This is a genomic window from Streptomyces sp. NPDC048636, assembly GCF_040650655.1.
Taxonomy (GTDB): domain Bacteria; phylum Actinomycetota; class Actinomycetes; order Streptomycetales; family Streptomycetaceae; genus Streptomyces.
Genome location: NZ_JBEZHR010000005.1, coordinates 466,085 through 478,923 on the forward strand (window position 1 = coordinate 466,085; position 12,839 = coordinate 478,923).

Annotated in this window: 11 protein-coding genes; 3 read left to right on the forward strand and 8 right to left on the reverse strand. The window is 68.9% G+C overall.

Annotated elements, in window-relative coordinates:
• Positions 1-807 (forward strand): FCD domain-containing protein, encoded by an 807-nt coding sequence (locus tag AB0C66_RS17420; protein WP_362438547.1) that lies wholly within the window; start codon positions 1-3, stop codon positions 805-807.
• 178 nt (positions 808-985) lie between these two features.
• Here the strand turns inward: AB0C66_RS17420 and AB0C66_RS17425 are convergent, their stop codons facing one another.
• Positions 986-1,723, reverse strand: a complete 738-nt coding sequence (locus tag AB0C66_RS17425) for a dienelactone hydrolase family protein (protein WP_362438550.1) — start codon at positions 1,721-1,723, stop codon at positions 986-988.
• 691 nt (positions 1,724-2,414) lie between these two features.
• On the reverse strand, positions 2,415-3,371 hold the full coding sequence (locus AB0C66_RS17430; protein ID WP_362438551.1) for a helix-turn-helix domain-containing protein: 957 nt from the start codon (positions 3,369-3,371) through the stop codon (positions 2,415-2,417).
• 70 nt (positions 3,372-3,441) lie between these two features.
• On the opposite strand from AB0C66_RS17430, the gene AB0C66_RS17435 reads away from it, so the two are divergent.
• Positions 3,442-3,765 carry a cupin domain-containing protein gene (locus AB0C66_RS17435; RefSeq protein WP_362438825.1) on the forward strand — a complete coding sequence of 108 codons (324 nt, stop codon included), beginning with the start codon at positions 3,442-3,444 and terminating at the stop codon, positions 3,763-3,765.
• A gap of 345 nt (positions 3,766-4,110) precedes the next feature.
• Here AB0C66_RS17435 and AB0C66_RS17440 read toward each other — a convergent pair whose 3' ends face one another.
• From AB0C66_RS17440 to AB0C66_RS17450, 3 genes are read right to left on the reverse strand one after another with little or no spacing between them, the layout of a single operon-like run.
• Positions 4,111-4,827, reverse strand: a complete 717-nt coding sequence (locus tag AB0C66_RS17440; protein ID WP_362438554.1) for an MBL fold metallo-hydrolase — start codon at positions 4,825-4,827, stop codon at positions 4,111-4,113.
• Between the two features lie 58 nt (positions 4,828-4,885).
• Positions 4,886-5,764, reverse strand: coding sequence for an SDR family NAD(P)-dependent oxidoreductase (locus tag AB0C66_RS17445; RefSeq protein WP_362438557.1), 879 nt, complete (start codon positions 5,762-5,764; stop codon positions 4,886-4,888).
• 25 nt (positions 5,765-5,789) lie between these two features.
• On the reverse strand, positions 5,790-6,374 hold the full coding sequence (locus AB0C66_RS17450; RefSeq protein ID WP_362438560.1) for a TetR/AcrR family transcriptional regulator: 585 nt from the start codon (positions 6,372-6,374) through the stop codon (positions 5,790-5,792).
• Positions 6,375-6,746: 372 nt separating this feature from the next.
• Here AB0C66_RS17450 and AB0C66_RS17455 point away from each other — a divergent pair, with 372 nt between their 5' ends.
• Complete coding sequence (locus AB0C66_RS17455) at positions 6,747-7,031, forward strand: GNAT family N-acetyltransferase (RefSeq protein WP_362438563.1); 285 nt, start codon at positions 6,747-6,749, stop codon at positions 7,029-7,031.
• A gap of 1,643 nt (positions 7,032-8,674) precedes the next feature.
• Here the strand turns inward: AB0C66_RS17455 and AB0C66_RS17460 are convergent.
• The 3 genes from AB0C66_RS17460 to AB0C66_RS17470 form a co-directional block, all read right to left on the reverse strand.
• A complete protein-coding gene (locus AB0C66_RS17460; protein WP_362438566.1) occupies positions 8,675-11,356 on the reverse strand; it encodes an AAA family ATPase in 2,682 nt (893 codons plus the stop codon).
• Positions 11,357-11,435: 79 nt separating this feature from the next.
• Positions 11,436-11,786 (reverse strand): YciI family protein, encoded by a 351-nt coding sequence (locus tag AB0C66_RS17465; RefSeq protein ID WP_362438569.1) that lies wholly within the window; start codon positions 11,784-11,786, stop codon positions 11,436-11,438.
• Positions 11,783-12,718 (reverse strand): virginiamycin B lyase, encoded by a 936-nt coding sequence (locus tag AB0C66_RS17470; RefSeq protein WP_362438828.1) that lies wholly within the window; start codon positions 12,716-12,718, stop codon positions 11,783-11,785. Before AB0C66_RS17470 ends, AB0C66_RS17465 begins: the two co-directional genes overlap by 4 nt.
• Positions 12,719-12,839 lie beyond the last annotated feature (121 nt).

Here is a 12,839-nt window from a genome sequence, read left to right on the forward strand (position 1 = left end):
ATGATCGCGGGTACAATACGGCGGGCCGTGGTTGCGGCCCGCGAGATCGAGCCGATCGAAGAGACAAAGGGGCGAGCCGTGGTGACCTGGCGCGAAGTGGGTGACAAGAGCAGCGTCCCCGAGCGCGTCGCGACGGAGATCCTCCGCTTCATCAATTCCAAGAGCCTCGTCCCGGGTGACCAGCTGCCTCCCGAGCGCACACTCGCGGAGCTGCTCGGGGTCTCCCGCCCGTCCGTGCGCGAGGGGGCGAAGTATCTCGAGGCCCGCGGCCACCTCGTCGTACGGCGTGGCCAAGGTGTGTTCATCCAGCGCCCACCCATCTATGAGGGTCTTCGGCACGGCATGGACGAGCGAAAGATCACCTTCCGCCACCTCTTCGACATGCGGGAGGTTCTGGAGGTTCCCGCGGCCGGATGGGCGGCGGATATCCAGGATCAGACAGCCCTTGACAAGGTCGAGACCGCGCTGGAAGAGCTGAACGCCGCCGCGGCCGCCGACGTGAAGGACTGGAATCTCATTCGCTATCTCGACTCCGAATTCCACATGCGAATCGTCGCCGCCGCCGGAAATCCTTTCCTCGATCAGACCCTGGGCGTGCTCAACGAACTGTTGCGCGGAGGCATGGAGACCACGATCAACCAGCCGGGGCGGCTGGCGAAATCGCGAGCGGAACACGCCAGAATTCTCACCGCCCTCCGATCCGGTGACCCGACAAAGGCGCGGTCCGCGTCCCGAAGCCACATTCGGGCGGCGTACCGGGCCGCCATGTCCGCGAAGTCACGCGAGGACGGCATGCCGTCCGCCTGATCTCGGACCGGACGCGCCGAAGTCCGACGCCTGGCCACCCGCCCTACCCGCAGCTGGCCACCGCCCACCGGGCATGCCCCGCACCGGCGACGACCGCGTCGGCATCGGCCCCCGGGGGCTTGCCGCCGTCCGAGGGCTGCCAAGAGGCGTGGGACCAGGGGGTTCGAGGAAAGGGCGGTCACTCCTCCCTGTCCAGGGTGCGGGCCAGGAGGGGGAGCAGGCGCTCCCAGTGGCGCTTCAGCCCGGAGGCACTGAAAGCGTCGGTGTCGGACATGGTGAAGCCGTGAATGGTGCCGGGGTAGATCTCGGAGGTGTAGCTGACACCTGCGACGTCCAGGGCCTGGTTGAGCTCGCCGAGTGCCTCGGGTGTCATGTCGCCTTCGGCGTGGCCGAGGTGGACCCGGGCGGTGAGCTTGGAGAACAGGTCGGGCCCGTCGACGCCCACGGGGCCGTGGAATGCGGCGGCGGCGGCCACCTGGTCGGGGTGGGCCGCGGCGGTGCGCATCGCGTAGAGGCCGCCTATGCAGTAGCCGGTCACCGCGACCGGACCGGCTCCGACCTCGGGCCGGGTGGTGAGGAACTCGAGGTAGGCGTCGGCGTCGCTCAGAACACGTTCGGTGGTGTGCGCCTCGATCAAGGGCATCAACTGGGCGAAGACCGCGGGCCGGACCTCTTCTCCGATGTGCTCGGGAAGCTCGACCACCGGTGCCGGGCCGTGCCGGTAGAAGAGGTTGGGGACGAGCACGTAGTACCCGTGCCCCGCCAGTTCGCGGGCCATCTCCCGCAGCACGGGCCGGATGCCGAAGCCGTCCGCGTACATCAGCACCCCCGGGTGCTGCTCGCCACGGTCGGGGAAGGCGGCGAATGCGTCGGCCTGGCCGTCCGCGGTGGGAATCTGCAACGTCTTGGTGGGCATGAATTCTCCTGTCGTGGTTGATGTGTTGAGCCTGTGATCAACACGACAGGGGCGGAGCTCGCGCAGCAGCGCCAAGTCCTCGCTCGAACAGCGGGCCCGCACTGGCCCGTACGGCGCTCAGAGGAGCACCGGGTCACCGATCCGTGTGTGGCGCGAGGCCGTCCCGGTATTCATGGTCGCGCAGCGTAGCCCACCGCACCAAGTAGACGCCAACACGCAAGTCCACAGTGCGGTTGGCGAGGATGATCTCGTTCCACGTCGATGCTGCTGGCCCGCTCCCGTCACGTGTCCGTACGGTCCCTGGAGCGGTACGCGCGTCCTGGCGTCGACGCGGTCGCCCAGCATGTCGCCGAGCGTGGCCCGGCCGTGGCTGATCCTGCACGTTCCGGCGGGGCCGCGCCGAGGGCCAGTTCGTTGGCGGGAGTCACGGCGGCGACCAGACCACCCGAGTACAGGGAGGCGCCGGGGAGGCTGAACCAGAGCGCCGAGTCGGTTCGCACCTGGGTCATCCGGAGAAACCCGCGGGCAGAGAGGAGGAAGCCGCCGCCCATGACGTATGCGCGGTCGCTGCGCTCGCGCGGAGTTCTGTGACAGCCGGCGGGTCGGCGTCCAGGTCCAGCGGGGCAGCGGCAGCGGTGGATAGCGGTGGCCAGGTCCAGATGCGACCAGAGGCAGCGGGCGGCAGCCGCCTTCAGTCCGTGCGGCGGCCGAAGGAACGGCGGTAGGCGGCAGGCGTCGTGTGCACCATGGCATGGAAACGTCTGCGGAGATTTGCGGCTGATGACAGGCCAACTCTGGTAGCGATCGCCTCCACAGGGAGGTCTGTCTCTTCCAGTAGGGCCCGGGCCGCCGTGACGCGCTGTTGGAGCAGCCATCGGCCGGGGGCGATGCCGATCTGGTCCACGAATCTGCGGGCGAGCGTTCGAGGGGAGACTCCGACCCGTGCGGCGATGTCGTCGACGGTGAGGGGCGTGTGCAGCCGTTCGATTGCCCAGTCAAGAACAGGAGCCAGGGACTCCGGCGGCATTTCGGCGCGGGCCGGAGCGGCGTACTGGAGTTGGCCACCTTCGCGGTGCGGGGGCATGACCATGTGCCGGGCGATCTGCGCGGCGTGGGCGGCCCCGTGGTCGGCACGGGCCAGGTGCAGGCACAGGTCGATGCCGGCAGCGGTGCCGGCGCTGGTGGCGATGTCGCCGAGGTCGATGTAGAGCAAGTCGGGCTCGACTTGGACATCGGGGAAGCGGGCGGCGAGGTCGGCGGCCATCCGCCAGTGGGTGGTCGCCCTGCGGTGATCCAACAGCCCCGCCTGGGCGAGGAGGAAGGTGCCCGAGCAGATCGCGACGATGCGGGTGCCCCGCCGGTGGGCTTTCCGTATCGCGTCGAGCACAACAGGCGATACGAGCCGTTCGGAGTGCTGCCAGCCCGGGATCACCACTGTGTCCGCGGTCTCGAGTGCGGCCAAGCCCTGCCGTACGAGGATGTCGTACCCCGCCAGGGTCGGAACGGTCCCCGGATGTTCCGTACACACGCCGAACTCGTAATGGGTGGGCAGTCCGGGCCTGCCCACGCCGAAGACCTCGGCGGCGCATGCCAGCTCGAACGTGGACTGCGGTGGCACGAGGAGGGCGATCACCCGATGGATGGTCATGGCAGGAATGTACCTGTGGGTGTCATTCCAGGCACTGCGCCGAGACGGGGCCCGCCGTGATGATGGCTTCATGACGCAAGAGCCGAATGATGTTCAGATCCTGCACGTTGACGAGGTCGAAGCGGTGGAGGTCGTCCCCGGGATCATCCGACGTCGTCTGCCGGCCACGGAGTGGGCGCGTGGGTGGATGTACGACTTCGCCCCTGGGGCCGAGTGGCCGGAGGTGGATGTGCACGAGGGAGAGGAACGCTATTACGTGATCGCGGGGGAGTTCCTCGACCGGGGGGAGCGGCTTGGGCCGGGCAGTTACGTGGTGTTCGCGCCCGGCAGCACACACCGCCCGCGCACCGAGACCGGAGCACGCATGCTCGGCATCAGCCTCCTCACCCGGTAACCGGCTCGCTGGGCGAGGTGACCGCCGGGCGGCGGCCGGCCCCCGCCGTTACTCGGCCCTGCACAGCCTCTGCGATTTCCAGGGGCCGTGGCGCCATTCGGTGGATGCCCTCAACGCCGCGCGACTCACGAGAGGAACGGTCCTCAACGCGGTGGTCGTACACACGGCCACACGGCCCGTACTTCTCGGGCGGCCCGTCCGTGAGATCTCCACGCGCCACGAACCAAGACCGTCTCACGCCCAGGATCCACTTTTGCCCACCCGCCCCGGCTCAGTGCGTCCTGGGAGTCATCGCCACCACTACGCCGGACCGGTGGGCGGGCGAACCGGTCCGCGTTGGAGATTTCACGTGCTGACCCCTGCGTGTGCGGCGGCGACCGCTTCGGCCGGCGACCCACGCCAGGGGGCACCGTGAGCGGGAAGGACCCACGACACATCGAGTTCACCGAGTCGTGCCAAGGACGACGCCGCCCCCTCGGGGTCCTGGGAGAAGGGCGCGGGTTGTGGGCCACGGCGTCCGGTGAGCAAGTGTCGGGTGACGAACGCATCGCCGACCATGACCGCGTCGGCGACGGGGACATGTATGGCGATGCTGCCGGGGGAGTGGCCCGGGAGCCCAATGATCTCGGGTTCGCCGGGGAGCGGTAGTACGTCTCCGTCCGCGACCTCCTCGACCTGTTGGACGTGTCTCGCGCGGAGGCCGTCCTTGCGGAGGGCGTAGGCGAAGAAGCCGAGGACCGGGCCGAGGCGTATGGGACCGGTGGTCGCCTTCGGCCTCTGACCTGTTCGAGCCTGGTCGGCGTCAGCCGCGTGTACATAGATCGGCACGCCGTGCTGGCTGCGCAGACGTTCCGCGAAGCCGATGTGATCGCAGTCCCCGTGAGTGAGGATCAGGCCCTTGATGTCGGAGATCCGCTTGCCGAGTTCCTTGATTTCCTTCTCGAGGTCGCGCCAGTGGCCGGGAAATCCGGCGTCGATGAGGGTGATCCCCTCCGGAGTGTCGATGAGATACGTCGCGACGATGTCGTTGCCGAGGCGGTGGAGGTGTGGTGCGAGTTGCATGGTGTGTTCTTCCTGTACCTGGGCCGTACGGACGTGGCCTGTTCTCACCGGCACGGTTTCAGGCGCGTGTGCTGCTCAGCTTGTACATCCGGTTGTTCATCGCCACCCGGGCGGCCCATGGGAGTCGGGTCATCACGTGGTCGACGAGGCTCGCGTCGACGCCGAGGTGGTTCTTGAACCGCGGTTTCGGCTTGTCGACGATTCGGCGGAGCTTGTGGGCGACCTTCTCGGGAGTGGCGAGCATGGGCAGATCCGCCGAGCTTGCGCTCATGCTCGCGTAGTGATCGAAGAGGTTCTGGTACCGCGCTCGGCCCTCTGCCGGCATCGCGTTCAGGGAAGCCGCCCCGGCCCCGGTGGTCTTCGCCAGAAGGGGTGTCTTGGTGAGGCCCGGTATGGCGAGGACCGTGTGGATGTCGAGGAGTCGCAGATCGTAGAACATGGACTCGGTGAGTCCCACCACTGCGAATTTCGAGGCGTTGTAGGGAGCAATGAACGGCGCTGCCATGAGACCCGCCCAAGATGCGACGTTCACCACCCGTGCTTTCACATGGTTGCCCTTGTTGTGCGCGACGAGCAGGGGAATGAACGTCTGGGTGAGGCGGTACGGGGCCATGACGTTGACCTCCATGACCTCTCGCATACGCCTCTCTTCCAGGAATTCGAATGGCGCCGAGTGGGTGATGCCAGCATTGTTGAGCACGGCGTAAAGTCCGTCTTCTCCGATTTCCGCCGCGATAGTCGCGTATGCCCGCTCAAGATCGCCGGCATCGGTCACATCCATATGAATCGGGTGGACGTTGTCGATGGAGGCGAGTTCGGCTCTGTGGACGTCGGATCGGTAGGTGGCGAACACCCGGTAGCCGTGTGCGGCGAACTCGGTGGTGGCCGCGCGTCCTATTCCGGAGGTGCTGCCCGTGATCAAGATGGACTTGTTCATGCTCGTCATCCGTCTCTTTGGTTTTTCAGGGATTGCAGATGAAGCGGATGGCCTGTCGCATCCTGTCGAGGTAGTCGGGCACTGAGGAAGCGATGCGCTTGAGCCCGGCCGAGGTGGCGTAGAGCACAATGGCGACGGATTCCGGGGTATCGCCGTTCCGCCGCCAAGGGCTTGAATCCGAGGTGCCCTCCAGGGCTCGCGTGAATTCGGCGATGATCTCCGCCTCCATTTCTGCGGCGAGGCGCCCTGTGAGTCGTTCTGCGGTTTCGAGGATTTCATCCAAGCGCGATACGAGTGTCCCCCCGGCCATCGACTCGAATGCGTTCAGGATCCGCTCCTCCAGCACGATCCCGGGCGCTTCCAGCGCGGTGCGCGACGAGGCGATGCTCGTTTCGAGCAGATAGTCGATCGTCGCGGAGAAGAGCGCGTCTTTGGTGGGAAAGTGCTGGTAGAGGCCCTGACGTGAGATGCCGGCAAGCCGTGCCACCTCATCCACGGACGCCTTCCGGAAGCCGTGCCGCAAAAGGGTCACGGCCGCCGCGTCAAGAATTCCCGTACGGCGATCCCGCCTCGCTCCGCGCGGCGGGCCGCCCTCGTTCGAGCTCATCATGTGTACAAACTTGACGACTCGCGCCAAGTTTGTCAACCACTCCTCCGTCGAGCTCACAGAGATCACCTCCGCCTGCACGGAGCAGGCGGAGGTGAGCCGGCGGATACGGAGGACGCATGTGCTGCGGGGGCGCTGGCGAAATAGCGGCCGCAGGGCCGCCCGAGCCATCCGTCCAACTCACCTGTCCACTGCCCGGTCAGCTGAGCGGCGGCCGCGCCGCGCTGCCCGAATCGCCATTGCAGTCGCTCGAAGGCCGGGAGGCCCTCCTCTCGTACCACCCATGCGCCATCGGGCCCCGCATCTACAGCGGCGCATCGGTCCGGTACACCACCGGCAAGGCCCTCACCCTGGACCACCGACGAACTGATCGGCTTGACCGCCCCGCGGCGACGGTCCGCGTCCCTGGGCACCATCAGCTACATCCTCCGTGAAGACACCTGGGGCAACGGCTACGCCACCGAAGCCGCCGGGCACGTCGTCACCTTCGCCTTCAGTGCCGCCGGCCTGGACCGCGTAGAGGTCGTGCACCACCTCGCCAACCCGGCCTCCGGACGCGTACTGGCCAAAGCCGGATTGACTCGCACCGGCACATCCGATCAGCACACCGAGGGCGGACACGCCGTGCCGTACGAGGTGTACGCATTGCAGAAGCCGTGAGTTCTGCCCCCAGCACAACGCGCCCGGCACCGCCTGTCTGCCCGGGGTACGGCCTGCTGTGCCCCACCAACAGGCATACGGGAGGCCCGCCCGGCCGGGAGCCGGACTTGCTCGCGAGGTCCCGCCTCCGGCCCCGCTCCTGGTTCCATCGAAGCTCACCCCTGGTGGCCTCACAATCCCAGGTCAGGACCGGCTCCATGGGCGCGCGAAACGCCGACACTTAGCCGGTTCGTCCTGGTCGAGCGCTGGGCCGGCCGCGCCGACTGGGAGGCTCACGATGCCGGTGACGCCATCCAGAAGATCTACATCCCGGAGATCATGCCGCGCATCGAACGCGAAGTGCATCCAAGCGTGCGCGTAGGCAGCGGGGCTACAGAGCAGGCTCACCCAGGCCGCAGCCGGTAAGGATCGAGCGTCCCAACTGCCGCCGCAAGCCGCTGGTCTACTCCCTCCCATGACCTCCACCACCTCGCCACCCGCGTTGGACGCCGTCGCCGTCGCCGTCGCCGTCGCCGTCGCCGTCGCCGTCGCGTCGATCGCCAGCCGGTCTGCGAGAAGTACGTCTTCCCCGATGCCCTGCGTGAGGGCGCCAATGTGCTGTTCGCGGCCCGGCTGCTGGAGGCTCATACAGCGGCGGCAGCGCGCCGTGCGTCGGTGCACCTCGGGGGCCGCCTACCTTGCGGGGCGGGGAACCGTGGAGGCGGGCGCTGGACGATGTCGCACCACGGCGGCGGTTCGCTGCGGGGTGTGGCTCCTGGGCCGTGGCGGTTCCTGCTGTTCTTCGTCTTGTCCTTCGTCGCCGGCGCCTACCGGCTCGCCGCGGGACGCATATTGCGGGCGTGCCGCTGGGATTCCTCGCGGTCGCCGTGCTCGTCACGCTGGTCGTGTGGCCACGGTGCCGTGCGGCGCTACGCGCACGGGAGCTGAAGGAGCGGCCGGCATCGGGCCGTTCATCGGTCTGGACGACAAGACCGAGACGCTGGGAGCGGCGAAGGGCGGAGTCAGGGACAGGGATTGGCGTCCTGCGGTGTCCACACTCATGTCCTCCAGCCGGCTCACCCGTGATGCGTTGCGGGGAGGGGGAGTCGCTGTTCTGGGAACTCCAGCAGCCGCAGGCGCTGTTGCGACCCGAGCAGTTCGTCATCGCCGGTGCCCGGCGACCAAGACCTGTACGAGCACTTCCGCAAGCGGGCGGCGCTGCTTCTGCCCCATCCGCTTCCCGGGTTCTCCTTCCGCCGGCCCGCACGTCAGCGGCTGGTGGCGGCTCTCCGTTTCTCGGCGGACTGGCGCCCGCGGGTCGTCTCGCTCCAGATGCCCCGGGCACTGCGCTTCTTCTCGCTGGAGTCATGTCTCGTCTTCCGACTCCTACCGGAATCACGGGATTTCCCCCATGGCCGCTTGGCCTTCTGGAGACGACGCGTACTGTTCTTCACCATCACTGCGGTCGCCCTCGCGGTCCTCGTCGAGCCGCTGGGCCCTGAGCTGGCGCGGGAGACGGTGGTGTCCTGGCTCGCTCTGGTGGGCGTTCCGCGTACCTTCCGTGTGAATCCCGTGTTCTGCGAAGGCCGACACGTCAACGAGGTCTTCGCCCCGCACAACGCCCTCGCGCTGCGTGGCCTTGCCTCCCTGTTTTTCTGTGCCCGTCAGGGCGTGAGCAGGTCGGCGAGCTCTGTTCGGGAGCTGATGCCGAGCTTGGGGAACGCGCGGTAGAGGTGGTGGCCGACGGTGCGTGGGCTCAGGAACAGGTGCGTGGCGATTTCGCGGTTGGTGGCGCCGGTGGCCGCGAGGCGGACGACTTCGCGCTCCTGGGCGCTCAGGCGGGTCAGAGGGGAGTCGGTGGCATCGGACGGGTCGTGGGTTTCGCCGGCTGCCTGGAGTTCCGTGCGAGCGCGGTGGGCCCAGGGCCGGGCGTTCAGCTGATCGAAGATTTTGAGTGCGGTGCGCAGTTGGTCGCGGGCGTCCATTTTGCGGCGCGAGCGACGCAGCCATTCGCCGTAGAGGAGTTGGGTACGCGCTCGATCGAAGTCGTTGCCGTCTGCGTGCAGGCCCAAGGAGGCCAGATAGTGCTGCTCGGCCTGTGCGTCCGGGCTGGTCAGGGCCGCGCAGCGGTGCGCTTGCGCCGTGAAGTGGAGCTGTCCGAGGTCGGCCGCCCATGTCATGAGCTGGTCCGCGGGTGCCCGGGCCCCCTCCGGATGTCCCGCGCGCACGGCCGCCTCGATCAGATCCGGCAACAGGTGCCGGGCCAGGATGGGGTGGCCCGCAGCCTGCCGTGCGGCCTCCAGATGGCGCAGCGCGTCCTGCGCCCGCCCGAGGCCGAGGTCGAGCAGCCCCAGCGCCCATAGCGCCTCCGCCGTGCCCCGTCCGACCTCGCGCGGGCGGGTGTACTCCAATGCCTGTTCGGCCATTCTCCGGGTCTGCTCCTCCTCCCCTTGGACGGCTGCCAGCACCGCCAACAGTGCGCGCAGATGGGTTGCTCGGTGGTCCAGGTCGTAGCCGTCGGCCAGCCGGAGCGCTTCGGTGGCGTGTGCGTGCGCGTCGTCGAGCCGGCCGAGCGCCAGCTCCACCTGGGCGCGCAGATGCAGTGTGGTGGGCAGCCATCCACCGATGCCCTGCTCGCGGCAGTGGGCGACCGCCGCGGCGGCCAGTTCGTGCGCGGTCGCGTGATCGGCCATCAGGTGGCAGTAGATCGCGGTCACCAACTGGTCCATGAGCCCGACGTCGACGAGGCGTCCGGCTCGTACGAGAGCGTCCAGGGCTCGGCGCGCGCCGGGCAGGTCGCCCGCCAGGAGGCGGGCGGGCACGGCCAGGATCGGCAGATGGGGTGTGCGGACGCCGATCTCCACCATGAGGGGTGCGTCGCCCGCGCAGAACGCCGCGTGGATGGCGTCGGTCAGCAGCGGCGCGAGCTTGTCGGGGCGGTCGGCCGAGATCGTGTCCGCGCAGTCGGCAAGGATGCGGGCGGCCCGGCGGGGGCTGCCATAGCCGAGCTCGACCACGGAGCGTACGCGGGCGAAGTCCGCCGCCATCCCTGGGTCCCGCAACGGCAGGGGCACCTGGTCGGTGAGAGCGCGGCACCGTTCGTCCTGGCCGGCCTCGCTCGCCTTCTGCGCGGCGGTGATCAGGCGGCGGGCGTGCCGGTGCGGATCGGCGGTCAGGCGGGCGGCCCGCTCGTACGCCGCGGACGCGGACGCCATCGCCTGCCTGCTTCCGGCCCACTCGGCGACCCGTTCCAACTCCGCGGCGACCTCTTCGTCCGGGCCGGTCGTCGCGGCGGCCAGGTGCCAGGCGCGCCGGTGCGCGTGCTGGACGCCGTCCAAGTCCGCCGCCAACGCCCGGTGCGCCGCGATCCGCCAGGCCAGCGGGGCCTGTTGGTAGGCGGCGAACCGGATGAGGGGGTGCCGGAATCGCAGTTTCTGCGCGGAGACGAAGACCAGTCCGGCACGCTCGGCGGGCTCCAGATCCCCGACCTCTCCGTCGAGTCGGCCCGCGGCTGCCAGCACGGTGGGAAGGTCCCCGGTGTCGTCGGCCGCGGCCACCGCGAGAGCGCGCTGGGTCGCGTCGGGAAGGCGGCGGATCTGCTGTGCGAACGCGTCCTGGAGCTGATGGGGCAGCTCGGGCCGCGCCTCGGCCGGCGCCAGCGGCCCCAGCTGTCCGGCGCGCTGCGCCGGGGTCAGCGCGGCGGCCAACTCTCTCAGCGCCAGCGGGTTTCCCTGCGCCTGGTCGAGGATGTGCTCGGCGACCGGGGGAGCGAGGCCGGGCAGCAGCGCCACGGCCGACCGCCGGTCGATGCCGGTGATGTGTACGCGCGGCAGCGCCCTCGATCCGCTCTCCGGCGAGGAGCCGCGGGTGGCGAAGAGCATGACGATGCCTTCGTCCCGCAGCCGCCGGGCGGCAAAGGTCAGCGCGTCCCCGGACGGCCGGTCGAGCCATTGCAGGTCGTCGACCAGGCACAGCAGGGGGTCCGTGGCCGCCTCGGACAGCAGCGACAGTGTGGCGAGCCCCAGGGTGAGACGGTCCCGTACGGGCTCGTCGCTCAGTCCGAAGACGGCGCGCAGAGCCCTGGCCTGCGGTCCCGGCAGCCGGTCGAGTAGATCGAGCACCGGCAGGAAGAGCTGATGGAGCCCTCCGAAAGCGAGCTCCATCTCCGACTCGATGCCCTCGACCCGCAGCACGCGCATGCCGTCGGCGTGGGCGGCCGCATGCTGAAGGAGAGTGGTCTTGCCGATGCCGGCCTCGCCGTGCAGCAGCAGTGAACTGCTCGCTCCGCGTCGAGAGTTGGCCAGCATCCGCTCAATGTGGCGTCGTTCTTCTGCGCGCCCCTGCACCGTCCGCCCCCCGCCAGCAACCGAGCATCATGATCGACACTGTACGTCGGGGGAGGGACGATGCCGCAACGGGCCGTCCTCAGCCGCCTTCGAGCACCGGCCAGATCTCGATGGTCTCCAAGGTGCCGAGCCCCTTGGCGAGTTCCACGGCTTCCTCTCGGTCGGCCACGTCGACGAGGAACCAGCCGCCCAGGGTCTCCTCGTCGGGGTGGGCGGGCCCGTCGGTCACCGTGGCGGGCGCTGCTTCGGTGGTCTTGCGCACGGTCGTCGCGGAGGCCGACTCGGTGTCCAGGGCATCGCCACTGATCAGTTTGCCTGCCGCCGCGATCTTGCCGATCCAGGTTTCGTACGCCGCGCGGTGAGCGGTCCGGTCGGCCCGGATCCGGTGGCGCGACTCATCGGTCTCGAAGATCACGAGTGCGTACTTCATGAGCGTTCCCTTTCGTTCCCTCGTTGTAGGTTGCTTCGCTGCGTGCGGACACGGACGTCGACGCGGGCGAGTGCGCCGATTTCCAGCGCTGTCCACAGAGCTCCGTCCGGGCCCAGGGCGATCCCGTGCGGCTCCGAGCCCGGGGTCGGCAGGTCGTGCACGGTGACAGTGCCGTCGGGGGTTACGGAGCCCACCCGGTTGCCGGCCCACTCGGTGAACCACAACGTGCCGTCGCTGCCGGGGGTGATGGCATGCGGCCGGGACGTGCGGTCGGGCAGCGGGTATTCGGTGATCTTGCCGTCGGGAGTGATCCGCCCGATCTGTCCTGCACCGATCTCGACGAACCAGACCGCCCCGTCGTGCCCGGCCGCGATGCCCACCGGGGCGGCGGACCTGGTCGGCAACGGGTGCAGCGTGACGGCTCCGTCCATGCCGATCCGCCCGATCGCGTCGGCCTGGTTCAGGGTGAACCACATCCCGTCGTCGGCGCCTGCGGTGATCGCGGAGGGGTAGGCCCCCGTGGCCGGCAGCGGGAACTCGGCCACCCGGCCGTCGGTGGTGATCCTGCCGATCCGGTCGGCGGCGGTCTCGGTGAACCACAGCGCTCCGTCCGGCCCTGCGGCGATTCCGAACGGACCGCACTCCGCAGTCGGCACGGTGAATTCCTCGACCTCACCGTCGAGGGCGATCCGGCCGATGCGGTGCGCCCGGTGCTCGGTGAACCACAAGGCGTCGTCCGGCCCGACAGTGATGATCGTCGGCCCGCAGTCCGGATCGAGTTGATGGTGCGTGTGTACCCCTCCGGGCACGAGACGCCCGATGCCCCCGCTGTGAACCAGTGTGAACCACAGCGCCCCATCCGGGCCCGTGGTGAGCGCGTAGGGACCGCCGTCGCTCCCGGCCAAGGTGAACTCTTCGACAAAAACCGGCATCAGACCGGCTCTCCTCTCTGCATACGGCTCATACGGCTCATATGGCTCTCTCCATACGGCGCGCCCGCTGCCGCCCTTCATCAACTGTCCGTCTCCCTCGGGCGCAGGGGCCTCCGTCGCT

Excerpts from the sequence above, each read along its gene's own strand:
- AB0C66_RS17420 (WP_362438547.1), top strand. The coding sequence starts at position 1 with ATGATCGCGGGTACAATACGGCGGGCCGTGGTTGCGGCCCGCGAGATC.
- AB0C66_RS17425 (WP_362438550.1), bottom strand. The coding sequence starts at position 1,723 with ATGCCCACCAAGACGTTGCAGATTCCCACCGCGGACGGCCAGGCCGAC.
- AB0C66_RS17430 (WP_362438551.1), bottom strand. The coding sequence starts at position 3,371 with ATGACCATCCATCGGGTGATCGCCCTCCTCGTGCCACCGCAGTCCACG.
- AB0C66_RS17435 (WP_362438825.1), top strand. The coding sequence starts at position 3,442 with ATGACGCAAGAGCCGAATGATGTTCAGATCCTGCACGTTGACGAGGTC.
- AB0C66_RS17440 (WP_362438554.1), bottom strand. The coding sequence starts at position 4,827 with ATGCAACTCGCACCACACCTCCACCGCCTCGGCAACGACATCGTCGCG.
- AB0C66_RS17445 (WP_362438557.1), bottom strand. The coding sequence starts at position 5,764 with ATGAACAAGTCCATCTTGATCACGGGCAGCACCTCCGGAATAGGACGC.
- AB0C66_RS17450 (WP_362438560.1), bottom strand. The coding sequence starts at position 6,374 with ATGATGAGCTCGAACGAGGGCGGCCCGCCGCGCGGAGCGAGGCGGGAT.
- AB0C66_RS17465 (WP_362438569.1), bottom strand. The coding sequence starts at position 11,786 with ATGAAGTACGCACTCGTGATCTTCGAGACCGATGAGTCGCGCCACCGG.
- AB0C66_RS17470 (WP_362438828.1), bottom strand. The coding sequence starts at position 12,718 with ATGCCGGTTTTTGTCGAAGAGTTCACCTTGGCCGGGAGCGACGGCGGT.